Here is an 18,221-nt window from a genome sequence, read left to right as displayed (position 1 = left end):
GGATAAAGATAAACGGCTTTAACCTTGGGATCGGGGCGCATCATGGGCTGGCTCCAGAAAGAAAATCGGGAGCACAGCATCAGGTCGTACTTGGGTCATTTGAAGGTGGGGTTTATGGAGCGCTTACATCGCAGCCCTGTTCACCGTCTCCGGCGCGCTTGCCCTGTCCAAGGCCTTCGCTCTGGGCAAGGCTGCCATCGTCGCACCGTTGGTAACCTCATATGGTGTAGTCACCACCTTATTGTCCTGGGCCAGCGGCGAACAGATCAGCCTGATTCAACTCGGCTGCATCGCCCTGTGCATCATCGGCGTGATTCTCTCCAGCATTCACAAGGACAATGGCGTTCCCCACAACCACTCCAACCATGCCATCGCCTATGCCCTGCTCGCTGCGGTGCTGTACGGCAGCAGTTTTTGGCTACAAGGCCGCTATACGCTACCCACACTCGGCCCCGTCACCATGCTCTGGCTTGGTTACTTGGTGGGCGTTTGCGTCCTGGTGCTGATGGTCATGAAAATCAAAGATGGCCTGAAAATCCCACCACTGAAAAACTGCGCAACGCTGACCGGCGCTAGCCTGATGAACCTAGGCGGCTTCTCGGCTTTTTCGTGGGGTGCAATGGCGGGGTCAGTTTCAGTGGTGACGGTGATCAGTACCTTATCGGGTGGGATTGCGGCGATCCTGGGGTTTGTATTTTTCAAGGAGCGGCTTTCAAAAGTACAGTTCGCGGGAGTCATACTTGTGCTTATTGCAGCCACTGCTTTGCATCTGATGAAGTGACAGAGCGCAGCAAATCCACCTCACATTACTGGCCGGCGACCAAGGCTAAAGAATAGTAGCCATATGATAGCCCCCTGTATTAATCTCAACAATCTAAAGCTCATACCAAGGATGGATTAATGAAAAGCTCTCAAACTTCTACTTTCCACTCTCAGTCTTTGATAATAGTGCGATCCCTGCCCTCAAATCTTTTTCCGTTTCATCTTCATTTCCCACAATAAAATCTATAAACCATGCTTCTCATAAATCAATAAAAATCAACTCATAGGGCTCAGGCATACTTTATGAACAAAGAAATTATTATCAAATTAACATATGATAGTGGCTTACAAAGCTTTGACGAGCTCGATTTTTATCATGGTACAAAATCTCTGGCCGCAATTTCTGAAGGCTTTATAATTGCAACCAATGCAGCTTTAAACCATGAGCTTATTTCTAGAACACCCGCCGCAAAAGGATTTAGAACTGCTCTACGCAAAAATTATAAAGGCTCTTACATTCAATCTATCGCGCTTATAATTCAAGAAACCTCTACTCTTTCCGCTTTCGAGAAGCTTTCTTTTGAGGGATATACAGACTTTCTAAAAATAATCTTTGGCGCCGCTGTCGGAAAAGACTACGAACCCCAAAGGAGAGGTTCGAAAAAGCTGATCAAAGAATTTGATGACTTAGAATCACTAATCGAGCGCGTCGAAAATGTAATGTTAGATGCTCACTCCCCTATCAAATATCAGGGTCTATCCATAAAACTTACGGTTGGACCAAGATTGATAGAGACCTTCGACTATAAGACCCTGGCCTATATTGACGACGAAGTAAAATCGAAACTAATAGAAGATATCATTGTAGGCGTTAGTAAGTTCAACGGACGAACAGGAACCGGCAGATTCATATACGAAATGGATGGTGAGTCTTTCCCTTTCTACCCTGTCAAACAAAAAGTCACTCAAGATATGATGAGTCTTCTTTCCGCAAGCCTTAACGACATGACAAATGGCGCACTAACCAAACTCAGAGCAAGCGTAATAACAGTTCACTCAGGAGATGGAAGACTTAAAAGAGTTATTCTACATAAGGTTAGTGCACTGTAATGAAAAGACTCATCTTTTTACTCACCCTAATTTTTATTGCCGTATATGGATTATATTTTTATAACTTCCAAAATGGTCTTTCAGAAAAACAAGACGTATGGGGGCAATTCGGCGATTTTGTGGGCGGCACCTTAAACCCAATACTCAGCTTCATTACAATTTACATACTCTACAGGACCATTGTTCTTCAACAAGAGTCCTTAGAAAAAACAAGCGCAGCCCTAACGCTGTCACAAAACACATACGAACTATCTCGTACAGAGCTATCAAAGTCCAGTGAGATCTTAGTAACCCAGAATAAACTAATTCAACTTCAAAAGTTCGAAGGAGCCTTTTTTGAACTTACTAAACTTACAATCGAAGCAATAAACACCTCTAGCTACACCTTCGAAAAAAGAGAATACAAAGGAAGTTCCGGTCTCGATGGATTAATTTACGATCTTTTTAAAAAAATAGAAAATCAAAAGAACACGAGCTGGATAGAAAAGTTCTTTGATGATAACGAAAATTTCTTTTCATTGTTAAAACTTACAAGTGGCATTTTTAGCTTTGTAAACAAAAGCAGTTTAAGCCCTGAAGAAAAAAACAGCTATCTTTCACTACTCACATCGATACTGCCATCAGGTTCGATAACTGCAATATGCTTTGTTAAGATATTTACAGACTGGCCACTATCTTCACATTTTGTAGATAGTGGTTTTTTTGACCTACCTGGGGTATCTGAGACTTTTGAAGCCTGCTCAGTATTGGAAAAGTATAAGACGACCTAGATCAAGTTATGCAAAAAACCGCCTACAAGAGGCGGTCTTTTCCCAACTACCGAATCTTACAACTTCGGACCCGCTGCCTTGATCGCATCGCTGACTTCAAACTTCTTGAAGTTCTCGACGAACAGGCCGGCCAGGGCCTTGGCTGCTTCGTCGTAGGCCGCCGGGTCAGCCCAGGTGTTGCGTGGGTTCAACAGGCCGGTCTCAACGCCCGGTACGGCCAATGGCACGTCGAGGTTGATGGTGTCCAGGTGCTCGGTTTGCGCACCGATCAACGCGCCGCTCTGGATCGCTGCGATCACCGCGCGGGTGGTCGGGATGTTGAAGCGCTTGCCGACACCGTAGCCACCGCCGGTCCAGCCGGTGTTGACCAGGTAGACCTTGGAGCCGAAGCCACGGATGCGCTTGATCAGCAGCTCGGCGTATTCGCCAGCCGGGCGCGGGAAGAACGGCGCGCCGAAGCAAGTGGAGAAGGTCGACTTGATGCCGCTGCCCGAACCCATTTCAGTCGAGCCCACCAGTGCGGTGTAGCCGGACAGGAAGTGGTAGGCCGCCTGTTCTTCGTTGAGGATCGACACCGGTGGCAGCACGCCAGTCAGGTCGCAGGTCAGGAAGATCACGGCGTTTGGCTCGCCGCCCAGGTTCTTCTCGGAACGCTTGGCAACGTGCTCCAGTGGATACGCGGCGCGGCTGTTCTGGGTCAGGCTGACATTGGTGTAGTCGGCGTGCTTGGCATCGTCGATCACCACGTTTTCCAGGACGGCGCCGTGCTTGATGGCTTTCCAGATGACCGGCTCGTTCTTCTCGGACAGGTCGATGCACTTGGCATAGCAACCGCCTTCGATGTTGAACACCACGCCTTCGCCCCAACCGTGTTCGTCGTCGCCGATCAGGTAGCGGCTTTCGTCAGCGGACAGGGTGGTCTTGCCCGTACCGGACAGACCGAAGAACAAGGTCACGTCGCCTTCTTCACCGATGTTGGCAGCGCAGTGCATTGGCAGCACGTCCGCGGCCGGCAGCAGGAAGTTCTGCACCGAGAACATGGCTTTTTTCATCTCGCCGGCGTAACGCATGCCAGCGATCAGGACTTTTTTCTGGGCGAAGTTGAGGATCACGCAACCATCGGAATTGGTGCCGTCACGCTCAGGCACACATTCAAAGTTGGCCACGTTGAGCACTTGCCACTCTTCACGCCCGGCCGGGTTGTACTGGGCCGGGTTGATGAACAGGCAACGACCGAACAGGTTCTGCCAGGCAGTCTGGGTGGTCATTTTCACGGCCAGGTAATGTTCTTCGGCAGAACCTACATGCACGTGGGAAACGAAATGCTCTTGCGCGTTGTTGAAAGCCTCGACGCGAGCCCACAGGGCATCGAACTTGTCGGCCGGGAACTTGCGGTTGATCGGGCCCCAGGCAATGGCGGCCTGGGTAGACGGCTCTTCAACGATGAAACGGTCGACCGGCGAACGACCGGTACGGTGACCGGTTTCAACAACCAGCGCGCCAGTATCGGCAAGCACGCCTTCACCACGTTGCAGGGCTTCTTTGACCAGATCGTCAACACTCAGATCGGTGTATACGGCGTTATTGGCTTGCGTCATGAGGTTCCCCGTCGGCCTATGGCCGAGTGCTCCAAACGTTTTGTAGTAGAAAGTTGCGCACTACTACCGCGAAAAAAGTGGGCCGGATTATGCCAGAAAAGCCCAAAAAAAGTAGGGCCCTCCCGTCAGAACACCTCTAATCCGGCGTTTGTCAGGTGATTTACCTGTGCTTAAACGTTTTAGTGATGGGTGCCCGAAGGGGTGTCAACGCCAGCGCCAGCAAACAATTGGGCGATATCGGCAGCGTCGAACAGGTAGCGCTGGTTGCAGAACTGGCAGTCGATCTCGATTCTGCCACCGTGCTCCACCGCCAGATTCTGCGCATCTTCCAGGCCCAGGCTCACCAGGGCATTGCCCGAACGCTCGCGCGAGCAACTGCAATGGAAACGCAGCGATTGCGCATCGAACAGGCGCACTTCTTCTTCGTGGTAAAGGCGGTGCAGGATGGTTTCGTTGTCCAGGCCCAGCAGCTCTTCAGCGGTCAGGGTACCGGCCAGGGCCGTGAGGCCGCGCCAGCTTTCTTCGCGCTCATCCTCGTCCTTGATCCGGTCCGCCGGCAGCTGTTGCAACAACAGGCCACGGGCGCGCTTGCCGTCCGCGTTGAGCCAGAAGCGGGTGCCCACTTGCTGGGACATGACGAAATAGTTGGTGAAGCAGTCAGACAGGGTTTCACCGTCCAGATCGACAATGCCCTGGTAACGCTGGCCAACGGTCGGGTCGATGGTCAACGCCAGCACGCCGTTGGGCATCAGGTCGGCCAGGGTTGCGTCCGCCGGGATCTGGTCTGCGTCATAACGGGCCAGGCCACGGATTTCGCGCTCGCTGGAGCACTCGATCATCAGCATGGGCACCGGGCCTTCGGAGCGGGCCTGGAGAATCAGCAAGCCATCGAACTTCATGGTGCCCACCAGCAACGACGCGGCGGCCATCAGTTCGCCAAGCAACTGCGCGACAGGCTCTGGATAGGGGTGTTTGGCAAGGACCTCGGCATAGCTGCGCTCAAGGGCAACCAGTTCGCCACGGGCGTCGTTGTCGTCAAAGAGGAAACGTTGGGTGAAGTCGGTATCCGGTAGATCAGTCATAGGTCTGGGTATCTGAATTGATGACAAAATGATGACAATGTTTCTAAAATTATGCGCTTTAGCACCAATTTGGTGCGCTTTTATGCCGACAGGTGAAGAGTTTCAGAGCGAAGAGGAAACAGTTTATGAACAATCCGGGTTTGTTCCAAGCCAAGTGGAACCTCGGGCGATTGGCCCTGTGCAATTTACTCGCTCTGGGGCTGCTGTGTTTTTGGCTATGGCCCGCAGGCCAGATGCTTTGCGTGATATTCGACGAATGGCTGTTCCATCTACTCAACGACCCGTTGGCCAGCAACCCGGCCTGGCTGCATGTGTGGGCGGTAGCCAGCCTGCGCCCCTTTGATGCCGTGGTCGGGGTGATCCTGCTGACGCTGCTGATCCGCGGCGAATGGGTGTTCAAGGCGTTTGAAGTGCGCCAGGCGTTTTTCGGTTTTCTCGCGATTCTGCTGTTACTGCTGTTTATCCGCATGCTGTTTTCCAAGCTCGCGGCGCAGATGGGCTGGCAACACAATAGCCCGTCGATGGTGATCAGCGGGGCGATCCATATGAGCGACTACTTCCCTGACCTGGAAAGAACCTGGGAATTGAAGGACCGCTCCAGCCAGAGCTTCCCCGGTGATCACGCCTCAGTGCTGTTGATCTGGGGGATGTTCATGAGCGTGTTTGCCAAGCGGATCGGCCAGGTTGTGCTGATCTGGGGCCTGGCGCTGCTGTTCATGATGCCGCGCCTGGTGGCGGGTGCGCACTGGGGGCAGGACGACTATATCGGTGGCGTACTGCTGGCGCTGTTGGCGCTGGGGTGGGGTTACTGCACGCCGTTTGCGGCGAAGGTTGCGGGTTGGCTGCTACACAGGACCCAACCGGTATTTACAGTGTTGCAACGGGTACCGGTGATCAATCGCCTAAGCGTGATCCGCAACGCCTGAGCCCAGGTGCAGGAGCCTGGCCGGCTCCTGCTGCCCCTTCTCAATCATCATTGCCGCTACCGCGAAACTTGAACAGGTCGCGGCGCTGCTTCTTGCTCGGCTTGCCATCGGTGCTCATGCCCAATGCGCCGGCCTTGCGCATGGCCGCGGCATTTTCGCGCTTGGCGATACTGGCCGGGGTCTCGCTGTACAGCGCTCGCCTCGGCAATGCACCTTGCCACTCTCGATGGCGGCCTTGGCCAAGGCCCGGGTTTTGTAGAAACGTGCGGCCCACAGCCACTTGTCCAACCGGACTTTTTCGTCCTCTTCCTGCTTTTGAGCCACTGGAATTCCTCGCTCTGAAAAATGTCGCAACTTAACAGTCGCCCCCCTACGACGCACAAACGCCAAGGCTCACCTAAGATACGCCAGGTGTCAGGCAGTTTCCCTTCAGCCGTGGTTTTTTATGGCGTGAAGATATCTGTCGCCATTTGGTGAATATTCTGCGTGAATACCGCGAATTCGGCGCCAAGCGCTCGTCAACGTTCCTGGGTTGTCACAATCCATGAGCAGTAGGACGCTAGTGTCGTCTGACGTCGAAATATTTCTGATTGCCGGTTGTTCACATTGAAGACATTTGACCATTTGACCGTTGTCGGTCTGCGTGAGTGGGTGGCACTGCCTGATTTAGGCGTGGCGGGCCTGCGCGCGAAGATCGACACCGGGGCCAGTACCTCCAGCCTGCATGCCACCGAGATCGAGCCTTTTGAGCGTGACGGTGAAAAATGGGTGCGCTTCACAGCGCACCTGGGCAGCGTGGTGCAACTGCGTCACCGGCGCTGCGAAGCGCCGCTGGTGGCGATGAAAACCATTAAAAGCTCCAACGGCCAGGCGCAGGTGCGCTACGTCATCAGCACCACCCTGGCCCTGGGTGATCGGGTATGGCGGGTGGAGTTCACCCTGGCTTGCCGCAAAACCATGCGTTACCGCCTGTTGCTAGGTTCCAAAGCCCTGATCGACGGCCAATTGGTGGTCAACCCGGGGCTCAAGTACGTTCAAGACAAGCCGGTGTTCCCGGTCTCTACTATTGCTGCCACAGGTGTTGCATGAAGATCGCTGTGCTGTCGCGTAACCCGCGTCTGTATTCCACCCGTCGTCTGGTCGAGGCCGGCACCGAACGGGGCCATGAGATGGTGGTGATCGATACGTTGCGCGCCTATATGAACATTGCCAGTCATAAGCCGCAGATCCACTACCGGGGCAAACCACTGGAAGGCTTCGACGCGGTGATCCCGCGCATCGGTGCCTCGGTGACGTTCTACGGCTGCGCGGTACTGCGTCAGTTTGAAATGATGGGAGTGTTTCCGCTCAACGAGTCGGTGGCCATTGCCCGCTCCCGGGACAAGCTGCGCTCCCTGCAATTGCTGTCGCGCCGGGGGATCGGCTTGCCGGTGACCGGCTTTGCCCATTCCCCCGATGACATTCCCGACCTGATCGAAATGGTCAACGGCGCCCCGCTGGTCATCAAGGTGCTGGAAGGTACCCAGGGCATTGGCGTAGTGATGTGTGAAACCGCCACGGCGGCGGAGTCGGTGATCGAGGCGTTCATGGGCCTCAAGCAGAACATCATGGTCCAGGAGTACATCAAGGAAGCCGGCGGTGCCGATATCCGTTGCTTCGTGGTGGGGGACAAGGTGATTGCGGCGATGAAACGCCAGGCCAAGCCAGGGGAGTTTCGCTCCAACCTGCACCGTGGTGGCAGCGCCAGCCTGATCAAGATCACCCCGGAAGAGCGCATGACCGCCCTGCGTGCAGCCAAGGTCATGGGCTTGAGTGTGGCGGGCGTGGATATCCTGCGCTCGAACCACGGGCCACTGGTGATGGAAGTGAACTCGTCACCGGGCCTGGAAGGGATTGAGACCACCACCGGCAAGGACGTGGCCGGGATCATCATTCAGCATCTGGAGAAGAACAGCGGGCCAAACATGACCCGCACCAAGGGCAAGGGCTGAAATACTCTCTTTAAGGCAGCACAAACCCGAGTGGGAGCTGGCTTGCCTGCGATGACTGACTAACATTCAACATCACTGTCAGATTTTTTCGCAGGCAAGCCAACTCCCACATTTGAGTTTTGCCGTGGTTTACACCGCATCCCTTGGCAACATCAGCCCCAACGGCAAGCGCACCCGCGCTTCCAGCCCGCCATCGGCACGGTTGCGCAGTTCGACATTGCCGCCATGCATCGAAGCAATCCGCCGCACAATCGCCAGCCCCAGGCCGGTGCCTTTGCCACCACGGGCACGGTCGCCACGGGTGAACGGGTTGAAAATGCCTTCCAGTTCCGCCGGATCGATCCCGGCGCCACGGTCCATGACACTCAGCACCACGTAAGGCGCATTGGTGTCACCGGACACATAGGCGGCGACTTCCACCTCGGTGCCCGCGTGATGCAAGGCGTTGCCGATCAGGTTGTTCAGCAGGCGCTTCATCGAGACCCGGCGCAATGCAAAGGGCTGGATCGGCTCCAGGCGCATGCGCACCTGCTCGCCATTCTGGTTATAGGGCGCCACGACCTCGCGCACCAGGTCGGTCAGGTCCACCTCTTCCACCACCTCATCGCGACCATCGCGGATAAACGCCAGGAACTGGTCGAGAATCGCATCCATGTCCTCGATATCACGGACCATGTCATCGGTCAGGTCGGTGTGGTTACCCATCAGTTCCAGGGACAGGCGCAAGCGTGTCAGCGGCGTGCGCAGGTCGTGGGAGACCCCGGCCAGCATCAGCTCGCGTTCACGACCGGCCTGTTCGACATCCTCGGCCATCTGGTTGAACGCGCTGTAGACCTCGGTCATCTCGCTGGGCGTATCGCTGATCGGCAGGCGCACGCTGCGCCCCTGCCCCAGTTGCCTGGCGGCGAACACCAGGCGCTTGAGCGGCTGGTTGAGCTGGCGCACGAAGATCCAGGCCGAGGCGGTGGAAAGCAGGCCGATGGCCAGGAACCAACCGAGTACGTTCCAGATCTTCTGCCCCCGCAACGGGTGCGGATACAACGGAACCTTGATCCAGGCATCGCCCAGGCTCGGCGCGCGCACCCAGAGGGCTGGTGAGACATGCATGCGCAAGCGCACCTCGGTGTCCTCACCCAGTTCAGCCTGCATCTGACGCTGGTAGATCTCACTGTAAGGCCAATGCTGCTCGCCTTCCGGCACGCCAGCCCCATCGACGCGGGTCAACGTCGACGCCTTGGCGACTTTTTCGCGGTTCTCGGGATCCACAGCCCAGTAGCCACGCAATGTCAGCGCAACACCATGGCTGTACTGCCGATCCACCAGCACGTCTTCGTTCATCAACAGGTAAACGAGGGTCAGCGCCTTGGAAAACAGAACGACGATCAGCACCAGCCACAGGGTGCGGGAGAAGAAACTTTGGGGGAACCACAGCGGGGTTTTCATAGAAGACAGCTAGACACCTGGCAAGAGCGAGCCACGCTCGCAGAATTGCAGACGCCGGGCATCCGGCCGACCCCTTGGGGTCAAACGCCAGAATACCCGCATGTGCAAATCATCGGTTACTTGGTTGCCGTACCATCCGGCACAAACACGTAACCCACGCCCCACACTGTCTGGATATAACGCGGTTTGGACGGGTCCGGCTCGATCATCCGGCGCAGACGGGAGATCTGCACATCGATGGAGCGCTCCAGGGCGTCCCATTCGCGACCACGGGCCAGGTTCATCAGCTTGTCACGGGTCAGCGGTTGACGAGCGTTCATCACCAGCGCCTTGAGCACCGCGAACTCACCTGTGGTGAGCATGTGCACTTCTTCGCCACGCTTGAGCTCACGGGTGGCCAGCGACAGTTCGTAGTCACCAAATGTCACGCTTTCGTCTTCGCTGCCTGGCGCGCCCGGTACGGGAGCCGCCTGGCGACGCAATACAGCCTTGACCCGGGCCATCAGCTCGTCGGGGTTGAACGGCTTGGCCAGGTAATCGTCGGCGCCCAGTTCCAGACCCTTGATCCGGCTCAGCTCATCGCCCTTGGCGGTCAGCATGATGATCGGGATCTGGTTGTTGGTGCTGCGCAGACGCTTGCAGGCCGTAAGGCCGTCTTCACCCGGCAACATCAGGTCGAGTACGACCAGGTTGAAGACCTCGCGCCCCAGCAGGCGGTCCATCTGCTCGGTGTTCGGCACCGCGCGGGCACGGTAGCCCTTGGAGGTGAAGAACCGCTCCAACAGGCTGCTCAGCCCCGGATCGTCATCAACGATGAGAATTTTTTCGCCTTCAGCAGTTTGTGCAGTGCTGCTCATTGGATGCTCCTCTTATCTGGCGCGCATTATGGCTTAGCTGCCGTTATACGCACGGTACGCATTGTTAGCAGATTTTTCTCCAACCACCAGTGCGCCTGCTCCCGGCGCAATCCCCCCAAGGACGGAACGCTGGTTATAATGCCGCGCCTCAGTGCCGGGCAGTGCCATGGCCGGCCTGGTGTTTTTTTCATCTGCTTGTCGTGATTATTTCGATTTCGAGGGTCAATAGGCTGCCTCTTGACCCAGGCAGCGGCGCCAGCCGGGCCGCTCAACCAGCTGCGCAGGGCCTTGTTTTGCGGGCCTGCACACTGCTTTCAAGAATTTCAGGTGGTTTTATGGACAGCATCAACAGCCGCATCGCCGAGGAACTCGGTGTACGCCCACAACAGGTCGAAGCGGCCGTCGCTCTACTGGATGAGGGCTCCACGGTGCCCTTCATCGCCCGTTACCGTAAAGAAGTGACCGGCAGCCTCGATGATATCCAGCTGCGGCATCTGGAAGAGCGCCTGCGCTACCTGCGAGAACTCGACGAACGGCGCATCAGCATCCTCGCCAGCATCCAGGAGCAGGGCAAGCTGACCCCGCAACTCGAACGCGATATCAAGCTCGCCGACACCAAGACCCGCCTCGAAGACCTTTACCTGCCGTACAAGCAGAAACGCCGCACCAAGGGCCAGATCGCCCTGGAAGCCGGCCTCGGCGAGCTGGCCGACGGCCTGTTCAACGACCCATCCCTGGCCCCGGAAACCGAAGCAGCGCGCTTTGTCGATGGCGAAAAAGGCGTGGCCGACGTCAAGGCTGCCCTCGAAGGCGCCAAATACATCCTCATGGAGCGCTTCGCCGAAGACGCCAACCTGCTGGAAAAATTGCGTAACTACCTGAAGCAGGAAGCCACCCTCAGCGCCCGCGTGATCGCCGGCAAAGAGGAGGAAGGCGCCAAGTTCCGCGATTACTTCGAGCACGACGAACCGCTCAAGAGTATGCCGTCCCACCGCGCCCTCGCCATTTTCCGTGGGCGCAACGAAGGCATTCTCAGCTCCGCCCTGAAAGTCGGCGACGAACTGCCGGGCACCATGCACCCGTGCGAAGGCATGATCGGTCAACAATTCGGCATCCAGAATCAGAATCGTCCTGCGGATAAATGGCTCGGTGAAGTCGTGCGCTGGACCTGGAAGGTCAAGCTCTACACCCACCTGGAAACCGACCTGCTGGGCGAGTTGCGCGACGGCGCCGAGACCGAGGCGATCAACGTGTTCGCCCACAACCTGCACGACCTGCTGCTGGCCGCACCGGCCGGCCCGCGTGCAACCCTGGGCCTGGACCCGGGCCTGCGCACCGGCTGCAAGGTCGCCGTGGTCGACGCCACCGGCAAGCTGCTGGACCACGCCACCGTGTATCCGCACGTGCCCCACAACAAGTGGGACCAGACCATCGCCATCCTCGCCGCCCTGTGCGCCAAGCACGCGGTCGACCTGATCGCCATCGGCAACGGCACCGCCAGCCGCGAGACCGACAAGCTGGCTCTGGAACTGATCAAAAAATACCCAGGCATGAAAATGACCAAGGTCATGGTTTCCGAGGCGGGCGCTTCGGTGTACTCGGCATCGGAGCTGGCCTCCAAGGAGTTCCCGGACCTCGATGTATCGATCCGTGGCGCAGTGTCCATCGCCCGCCGCCTGCAGGACCCACTGGCCGAGCTGGTGAAGATCGACCCTAAATCCATCGGCGTCGGCCAGTACCAGCACGATGTGTCGCAGCTGAAACTGGCGCGCGGCCTGGATGCGGTGGTGGAAGACTGTGTGAACAAGGTCGGCGTCGACGTCAACACCGCCTCGGTCGCCTTGCTCGCACGGATTTCCGGCCTCAACGCTACCCTGGCGCAGAATATTGTCACCCATCGCGATGAAAACGGTGCGTTCAAGACCCGTGCGGCGCTGAAAAAAGTCGCACGCCTTGGCGAAAAAACCTTCGAGCAGGCCGCCGGTTTCTTGCGTGTAATGAACGGTGACAACCCGCTGGACGCCTCGGCGGTCCACCCGGAAGCCTACCCACTGGTGCAACGCATTGCCGCCGAAACCGACCGCGATATCCGCTCGCTGATCGGCGATGCCGGGTTCCTCAAGCGCCTGGACCCGAAGAAGTACACCGACGAAACCTTCGGCGTACCAACCATCACCGACATCCTGCAAGAGCTTGAAAAACCCGGCCGCGACCCACGTCCCGAGTTCAAGACCGCCGAGTTCCAGGAAGGCGTCGAAGACCTCAAGGACCTGCAACTGGGCATGATCCTCGAAGGCGTGGTGACCAACGTGACCAACTTCGGCGCTTTTGTGGATATCGGCGTGCATCAGGACGGTTTGGTGCATATTTCCGCGCTTTCGGAGAAGTTCATCAAAGATCCCCGTGAAGCGGTGAAGGCCGGTGACGTGGTCAAGGTCAAGATCATGGAAGTCGATATCCCGCGCAAACGCGTGGGCCTGTCGATGCGCATGAGCGATACCCCCGGCGAGAAAATCGACGGGGCCCGTGGCGCACGCCCGGGTTCAGCCCCGCGCCAGTCGCAAAACCGTTCGGAAAACACTGCACCGCGCAAGGAAACCGCCACCGCAGCCCCGGCCAATAACGCCATGGCTTCGCTGTTCGCCAACGCCAAGCAACTGAAAAAGCGCTGATGGAGCTGCCAGCCGGCTTGACCCACAGCGCTTTCAGCGAACTGCTCGGCTGCCACCTGCAACGCCTGGACCAGGGCGTTGCCGAGGTGGCCCTGAGCCTTGAGCCACACTTGCGCAACCGCGCGGGCAAGCTCCATGGCGGGGCGATTTTCAGCCTGGTGGACATTGCCATGGGGCTGGCCTGTTCCAGCACCCACGGTTTCGACCAGCAGAGCGCGACCATCGAGTGCAAAATCAATTACATCCGTGCGGTGTCCGACGGTGATGTGCTGTGCACCGCCCGGGTCATCCACCCCGGCCGGCGCACGCTGGTGGTCGAGGCCGAGGTGTATCAGGGCGAAAGACTCGTCGCAAAAGCACAAGGCACCTTCGCTGTCCTATAGCTCCCAGTCATCAATTTGGGTTAATTTCGGCGCTGCAAAAACAGCGTCGGAATTTTCTTCCTGCGCAATAGCCAAATTCAGGGAATGAAGTAGGCACTTTCAGAGCAGGTTATTCCGGCTCGAAAACCAGGCGAAAACGCCAGTTTTAACTTCACCCTTGTAGACCGTCTTGCCCACCCCCATATTGGGGCGACTGACGCGTGAAGGAATCCAACTTGAGCGAACTTCTCAACCGCCGCCTGGCACTGCTCGGCAAGCGCGAACACCTCTCTTTGCTTGAGCATTGCCTGCACGGCATCGAGCGTGAATGCCTGCGTGTCACCGGCGAAGGCCGCCTGGCTCAAACGCCGCATCCAGAGGCCCTGGGCGCCGCATTGACCCATGAATCGATCACCACCGACTATTCCGAGTCGCTGCTGGAGTTCATCACGCCGGCCTTGCCCAACCCGGCAGATACCCTGCGCAGCCTCGACAAGATTCATCGTTTTGCCTACAGCAAGCTCGGCAACGAGTACCTGTGGAGTCCATCGATGCCGTGCCCGTTGCCGGCCGAGGAAGATATTCCGATTGCCTACTACGGCACCTCCAACATCGGACAGCTCAAGTACGTGTATCGCAAGGGCCTGGCCCTGCGCTACGGCAAGACCATGCAGTGCATCGCCGGCATCCACTACAACTTTTCCCTGCCGGAAGAACTGTGGCCGTTGCTCAAGGCAACCGAAGGCTTCGTGGGCACCGACCGTGACTACCAGTCCACGGCCTATATCGCGCTGATCCGCAACTTCCGCCGCTACAGCTGGCTGCTGATGTACCTGTTCGGTGCCTCGCCGGCCCTGGATGCAGGTTTCCTGCGCGGGCGTTCCCATCAACTGGAACAGTTCGATGCCGACACCCTGTACCTGCCGTATGCCACCAGCCTGCGCATGAGCGACCTGGGTTACCAGAGCAACGCCCAGGCCGGCCTGACCCCTTGCTACAACGACCTGCTCAGCTACACCGACAGCCTGCGCGAAGCGGTGGCAACGCCCTACGCGCCTTATGTCGAAATCGGCACCCACAAGGACGGTGAGTGGGTCCAGCTCAACACCAACATCCTGCAGATCGAAAACGAGTACTACTCCAATATCCGCCCCAAACGCGTGACCTACACCGGCGAACGGCCGATCCAGGCACTGATGGCCCGTGGTATCCAGTACATCGAAGTACGCTGCCTGGATATCAACCCGTTCCTGCCGATGGGCATCGACTTGCCGGAGTCGCGCTTCCTCGACGCCTTCCTGCTGTACTGCGCGCTGAACGACAGCCCGTTGTTTGAAAACAACGAGTGCGGCAATGCCACGTCGAACTTCCTCAGCGTGGTCAAGGAAGGCCGGCGTCCGGGCCTGCAATTGCAGCGCTGTGGCCAGGCCGTGGAAATGAAGGCATGGGCCACCGAACTGCTGGAAAAAATCGCCCCGCTGGCCGCACTGCTGGACCAGAGCCAGGGCCTCAATGAACACAGCCAGGCGCTGGATGCCCAGTTGGCAAAGGTCCAGGATGCGTCCCTGACCCCGTCGGCCCAGGTGCTGGCGGCGATGCGCGAGCACAAGCAGAGCTTTGCCCAGTTCTCCCTGCGTCAGAGCGAAGTGCATGCCGAGCACTTCCGTAGCGAGCCGTTGCCGGCAGACGAGCAGGCGCGCTTTGAGGAACTGGCCCGCAGTTCGCTGGCCCAGCAGGCAGAGCTGGAGCAGAACGAAGTGGGTGACTTTGATGTGTTTGTCGGGTCGTACCAGGCGAGCATCCTGGCGATCAGTAACTAACCCCCCTGTGGGAGCTTGCCTGCGATAAGGCCGCCACATCCAAATACGATGTCGGCTGCCAAACCGCTATCGCAGGCAAGCCAGCTCCCACATTAATTTCATTGCCCTGCAGGGCTGCTTCCACTTTTCTCCTCATAAGCTAATTCTAAAATGTTATTTATTTTAGGATTCTTAGATCATTTAGTCTCATCACACGCCGACCCTCGGCCGCCTGATGAGGAGCTTTTCCATGCGACGCCCTTCCCCTTTACGCCTCCTGGCGGCCCTGTCCCTGGCCGGCGCCAGCCTGTTTGCCCAGGCGGCCGACGTGACCATCGCCTACCAGACCACCGTTGACCCGGCCAAAGTCGCCCAGGCCGACGGCGCTTATGAAAAAGCCACAAACGCCACTATCGACTGGCGCAAATTCGACAATGGCGCCGATATCATCGCCGCCATCGCCTCCGGCGACGTGCAGATCGGCTACCTCGGTTCCAGCCCGCTGACGGCGGCCATCACCCGTAAAGTGCCGGTGCAGACCTTCCTCGTCGCCACCCAGATCGGCGGTGCCGAAGCCCTGGTGGCGCGCAACGGTTCCGGGATCAATAGCCCGCAGGATCTGGTCGGCAAGAAAATCGCCGTACCGTTCGTGTCCACCGGCCACTACAGCCTGTTGGCCGCGCTCAAGCACTGGAACATTGATCCATCGAAAGTCACCGTGCTCAACCTCGCCCCGCCGGCCATCATTGCCGCCTGGAAACGTGGCGATATCGATGCCACTTATGTCTGGGACCCGGCCCTGGGCGTGGCCAAGGAAAACGGCAAAGTGCTGATCACCTCCGGCGAGTTGGCCAAATTCGGCGCGCCAACCTTCGATGCCTGGATCGTGCGTAAGGACTTTGCCGAGAAGCACCCGGAAATTGTCAGTGCCTTTGCCAAAGTCACCCTCGATGCCTACGCCCAATACCGTAAAGACCCACAAGCCTGGCTGGCCGACAAAGGCAATGTCGACAAACTGGTGAAGCTCTCTGGCGCCAAGGCCAGCGATATTCCGCTGCTGCTGCAAGGCAATGTCTACCCGCTGGCCGCCGACCAGGTGACCCTGCTGGGCGCCCCGACCACCAAGGCCGTGACCGACACCGCCGCATTCCTCAAGGAACAAGGCAAGGTCGAGGCGGTGCTGCCGGACTACGGCCCTTACGTCAGCGCCCAGTTCATCACCCACTGATCAGGAGTTCACCGCGATGGCCTTGCTACAGCTGGAGCGCATCAGCGCACAGTACCCAGGCGCAACCACGCCCGTGCTGGCGGATATTTCCTTGAACCTTGGGCCCCAGCAATTGCTGGTGGCCCTCGGCCCTTCCGGCAGTGGCAAGACTTCGCTGTTGAACCTGATTGCCGGCTTTGTCGAACCCAGCGCCGGGCGCATCACCCTCGATGGCGTGCCCGTCCAGGGCCCGAGTGCCGAGCGTGGCGTGGTGTTCCAGGACGATGCCTTGCTGCCCTGGCAAGACGTGCTGGCCAATGTCAGCTTCGGCCTGGAACTGGCCGGCGTGCCCAAGGCCCAGCGGCACGTCCGCGCCCGGGAAATGCTCGCCCTGGTGGACCTGGCCGGCTTTGACAGCCGGCGCATCTGGCAGCTGTCTGGCGGGCAGAAACAACGCGTGGGCCTGGCCCGCGCCCTGGCGGCCGACCCACGGGTGTTGCTGATGGACGAACCCTTCGGCGCCCTCGATGCCTTCACCCGCGAACAGATGCAGGAGCTGCTGCTGCAAGTCTGGCGGCGCACGGCCAAGCCAGTGTTCCTGATCACCCATGACATCGAAGAAGCGGTCTTCCTCGCCACCGACCTGATGCTGCTGGCGCCCAACCCCGGGCACATCGTCGAGCGCCTGAGCCTGGATTTCGGCCAGCGTTACGCCGCCGGCGAGTCGGCCCGCGCGATCAAGTCCGACCCACGCTTTATCGAAACCCGCGAACACGTGCTGGGCAAAGTGTTCTCGCAACGGCAGGTGTACGCATGAGCAGTTATGAAATCCCGGCCACCGCCATCAGCCCGGCCCCCCCAGCGCTGCGGCGCAGCCTGGGCACGCGCTGGATCAGCCTGCTGACCCTGGTTGCGCTGCTTGTGCTGTGGTGGGCCGTGACCGCCAGCGGGCTGATCGAGCCGCTGTTCCTGCCGCCGCCGTCTGCCGTACTGCAAAAAGGCTGGCTGCTGGCGACCAGCGGCTATATGGACGCCACCCTCTGGCAGCACCTGGGCGCCAGCCTTGGGCGTATCGGTCTGGGCTTGGGCTTTGCAGTGCTGACCGCCGTACCGGTCGGCATTGCCATCGGCGCCAACCGTCTTGCCCGGGGCATTCTCGACCCATTGATCGAGTTCTACCGGCCGATCCCGCCACTGGCTTACCTGCCCCTGATCGTGATCTGGTGCGGCATCGGCGAGTTGTCCAAGGTGTTGCTGATTTACCTGGCGATCTTCGCCCCGATAGCGATCGCCACGGCTACCGGGGTGCGCACGGTCGACCCGGCCAAATTGCGCGCAGCCCAGTCCCTGGGCGCCACGCGGGCGCAGTTGATCCGCCATGTGATTCTGCCCAGCGCCCTGCCCGACATCCTCACCGGCGTGCGCATCGGCCTGGGTGTCGGTTGGTCGACCCTGGTGGCCGCCGAACTGATCGCCGCCACCAGCGGCCTGGGGTTCATGGTGCAGTCGGCAGCGCAATTTCTGGTCACCGATGTGGTGATCCTGGGCATCCTGGTGATCGCGCTGATCGCCTTCGCCATGGAAATGGGCCTGCGCGCCCTGCAGCGTAAATTAGTGCCGTGGCATGGCCAGGCACACTAAG

The 18,221-nt window shown here is 58.4% G+C and carries 15 protein-coding genes and 3 pseudogenes; 12 read left to right on the top strand and 6 right to left on the bottom strand.

What is annotated here, in order from left to right:
• Positions 1-130: 130 nt before the first annotated feature.
• From BLL38_RS08045 to BLL38_RS08035, 3 genes and pseudogenes are all read left to right on the top strand, one after another.
• Positions 131-781 (top strand): annotated as a pseudogene (locus tag BLL38_RS08045) (EamA family transporter); the annotation flags it as partial.
• A 284-nt stretch (positions 782-1,065) separates the two neighbouring features.
• Positions 1,066-1,872 carry a hypothetical protein gene (locus BLL38_RS08040; protein ID WP_076962080.1) on the top strand — a complete coding sequence of 269 codons (807 nt, stop codon included), beginning with the start codon at positions 1,066-1,068 and terminating at the stop codon, positions 1,870-1,872.
• Complete coding sequence (locus BLL38_RS08035; RefSeq protein ID WP_076962079.1) at positions 1,872-2,642, top strand: hypothetical protein; 771 nt, start codon at positions 1,872-1,874, stop codon at positions 2,640-2,642. Before BLL38_RS08040 ends, BLL38_RS08035 begins: the two co-directional genes overlap by 1 nt.
• Positions 2,643-2,698: 56 nt before the next feature.
• Here the strand turns inward: BLL38_RS08035 and BLL38_RS08030 are convergent, their stop codons facing one another.
• A complete protein-coding gene (locus BLL38_RS08030; protein ID WP_076962078.1) occupies positions 2,699-4,240 on the bottom strand; it encodes a phosphoenolpyruvate carboxykinase in 1,542 nt (513 codons plus the stop codon).
• 179 nt (positions 4,241-4,419) lie between these two features.
• Positions 4,420-5,322: an Hsp33 family molecular chaperone HslO gene (hslO, locus tag BLL38_RS08025; RefSeq protein WP_057437064.1), complete on the bottom strand. Its 903-nt coding sequence runs from the start codon at positions 5,320-5,322 to the stop codon at positions 4,420-4,422.
• A 125-nt stretch (positions 5,323-5,447) separates the two neighbouring features.
• Between hslO and BLL38_RS08020 the strand changes: the two genes are divergently transcribed.
• Positions 5,448-6,248: a phosphatase PAP2 family protein gene (locus BLL38_RS08020; RefSeq protein ID WP_076962077.1), complete on the top strand. Its 801-nt coding sequence runs from the start codon at positions 5,448-5,450 to the stop codon at positions 6,246-6,248.
• A 40-nt stretch (positions 6,249-6,288) separates the two neighbouring features.
• On the opposite strand, the pseudogene BLL38_RS31870 reads toward BLL38_RS08020, so the two are convergent.
• A pseudogene (locus tag BLL38_RS31870) lies at positions 6,289-6,432 on the bottom strand (RNA-binding protein); the annotation flags it as partial.
• Between the two features lie 5 nt (positions 6,433-6,437).
• A pseudogene (locus BLL38_RS31865) lies at positions 6,438-6,572 on the bottom strand (S4 domain-containing protein); the annotation flags it as partial.
• A 282-nt stretch (positions 6,573-6,854) separates the two neighbouring features.
• Between BLL38_RS31865 and rimB the strand changes: the two are divergent.
• Together rimB and rimK are read left to right on the top strand one after the other, a co-directional pair.
• Positions 6,855-7,337, top strand: coding sequence for a retropepsin-like aspartic endopeptidase RimB (gene rimB, locus BLL38_RS08010; protein WP_029299782.1), 483 nt, complete (start codon positions 6,855-6,857; stop codon positions 7,335-7,337).
• Positions 7,334-8,239, top strand: coding sequence for a 30S ribosomal protein S6--L-glutamate ligase (gene rimK, locus BLL38_RS08005; protein WP_010567113.1), 906 nt, complete (start codon positions 7,334-7,336; stop codon positions 8,237-8,239). Before rimB ends, rimK begins: the two co-directional genes overlap by 4 nt.
• Before the next feature lie 129 nt (positions 8,240-8,368).
• On the opposite strand, the gene BLL38_RS08000 is transcribed toward rimK, so the two are convergent.
• Both BLL38_RS08000 and ompR read right to left on the bottom strand, forming a co-directional pair.
• Positions 8,369-9,682: an ATP-binding protein gene (locus BLL38_RS08000; protein WP_076962076.1), complete on the bottom strand. Its 1,314-nt coding sequence runs from the start codon at positions 9,680-9,682 to the stop codon at positions 8,369-8,371.
• A 116-nt stretch (positions 9,683-9,798) separates the two neighbouring features.
• Positions 9,799-10,539 carry an osmolarity response regulator transcription factor OmpR gene (ompR, locus tag BLL38_RS07995; protein WP_032856582.1) on the bottom strand — a complete coding sequence of 247 codons (741 nt, stop codon included), beginning with the start codon at positions 10,537-10,539 and terminating at the stop codon, positions 9,799-9,801.
• Positions 10,540-10,874: 335 nt separating this feature from the next.
• Here ompR and BLL38_RS07990 point away from each other — a divergent pair, with 335 nt between their 5' ends.
• The 6 genes from BLL38_RS07990 (at position 10,875) to tauC (ending at position 18,220) form a co-directional block, all read left to right on the top strand.
• Positions 10,875-13,211, top strand: coding sequence for a Tex family protein (locus tag BLL38_RS07990; RefSeq protein ID WP_076962075.1), 2,337 nt, complete (start codon positions 10,875-10,877; stop codon positions 13,209-13,211).
• Positions 13,211-13,594, top strand: a complete 384-nt coding sequence (locus tag BLL38_RS07985; protein ID WP_076962074.1) for a PaaI family thioesterase — start codon at positions 13,211-13,213, stop codon at positions 13,592-13,594. The genes BLL38_RS07990 and BLL38_RS07985 overlap by 1 nt, the downstream gene beginning before the upstream one ends.
• 215 nt (positions 13,595-13,809) lie before the next feature.
• Positions 13,810-15,393 (top strand): glutamate--cysteine ligase, encoded by a 1,584-nt coding sequence (gene gshA / locus BLL38_RS07980; protein ID WP_076962073.1) that lies wholly within the window; start codon positions 13,810-13,812, stop codon positions 15,391-15,393.
• A gap of 229 nt (positions 15,394-15,622) precedes the next feature.
• A complete protein-coding gene (gene tauA, locus BLL38_RS07975; RefSeq protein WP_076962072.1) occupies positions 15,623-16,600 on the top strand; it encodes a taurine ABC transporter substrate-binding protein in 978 nt (325 codons plus the stop codon).
• Positions 16,601-16,616: 16 nt separating this feature from the next.
• Positions 16,617-17,396 carry a taurine ABC transporter ATP-binding subunit gene (gene tauB / locus BLL38_RS07970; protein WP_076962071.1) on the top strand — a complete coding sequence of 260 codons (780 nt, stop codon included), beginning with the start codon at positions 16,617-16,619 and terminating at the stop codon, positions 17,394-17,396.
• Positions 17,393-18,220, top strand: a complete 828-nt coding sequence (gene tauC / locus BLL38_RS07965) for a taurine ABC transporter permease TauC (protein WP_076962070.1) — start codon at positions 17,393-17,395, stop codon at positions 18,218-18,220. Before tauB ends, tauC begins: the two co-directional genes overlap by 4 nt.
• Position 18,221 lies beyond the last annotated feature (1 nt).

The organism is Pseudomonas gessardii (genome assembly GCF_001983165.1).
GTDB lineage: Bacteria > Pseudomonadota > Gammaproteobacteria > Pseudomonadales > Pseudomonadaceae > Aquipseudomonas > Aquipseudomonas gessardii.
The sequence above is the reverse complement of the archived record's forward strand: the minus strand, read 5'-3'. Positions and strand labels throughout refer to the sequence as shown.

What these genes read in the sequence shown, in the direction of transcription:
- BLL38_RS08020 (WP_076962077.1), top strand. Translation starts at nt 5,448, where the DNA reads ATGAACAATCCGGGTTTGTTCCAAGCCAAGTGGAACCTCGGGCGATTG.
- BLL38_RS08030 (WP_076962078.1), bottom strand. Translation starts at nt 4,240, where the DNA reads ATGACGCAAGCCAATAACGCCGTATACACCGATCTGAGTGTTGACGAT.
- BLL38_RS07990 (WP_076962075.1), top strand. Translation starts at nt 10,875, where the DNA reads ATGGACAGCATCAACAGCCGCATCGCCGAGGAACTCGGTGTACGCCCA.
- tauC (WP_076962070.1), top strand. Translation starts at nt 17,393, where the DNA reads ATGAGCAGTTATGAAATCCCGGCCACCGCCATCAGCCCGGCCCCCCCA.
- rimK (WP_010567113.1), top strand. Translation starts at nt 7,334, where the DNA reads ATGAAGATCGCTGTGCTGTCGCGTAACCCGCGTCTGTATTCCACCCGT.
- BLL38_RS07985 (WP_076962074.1), top strand. Translation starts at nt 13,211, where the DNA reads ATGGAGCTGCCAGCCGGCTTGACCCACAGCGCTTTCAGCGAACTGCTC.
- BLL38_RS08040 (WP_076962080.1), top strand. Translation starts at nt 1,066, where the DNA reads ATGAACAAAGAAATTATTATCAAATTAACATATGATAGTGGCTTACAA.
- hslO (WP_057437064.1), bottom strand. Translation starts at nt 5,322, where the DNA reads ATGACTGATCTACCGGATACCGACTTCACCCAACGTTTCCTCTTTGAC.
- BLL38_RS08000 (WP_076962076.1), bottom strand. Translation starts at nt 9,682, where the DNA reads ATGAAAACCCCGCTGTGGTTCCCCCAAAGTTTCTTCTCCCGCACCCTG.
- tauB (WP_076962071.1), top strand. Translation starts at nt 16,617, where the DNA reads ATGGCCTTGCTACAGCTGGAGCGCATCAGCGCACAGTACCCAGGCGCA.
- ompR (WP_032856582.1), bottom strand. Translation starts at nt 10,539, where the DNA reads ATGAGCAGCACTGCACAAACTGCTGAAGGCGAAAAAATTCTCATCGTT.
- tauA (WP_076962072.1), top strand. Translation starts at nt 15,623, where the DNA reads ATGCGACGCCCTTCCCCTTTACGCCTCCTGGCGGCCCTGTCCCTGGCC.
- BLL38_RS08035 (WP_076962079.1), top strand. Translation starts at nt 1,872, where the DNA reads ATGAAAAGACTCATCTTTTTACTCACCCTAATTTTTATTGCCGTATAT.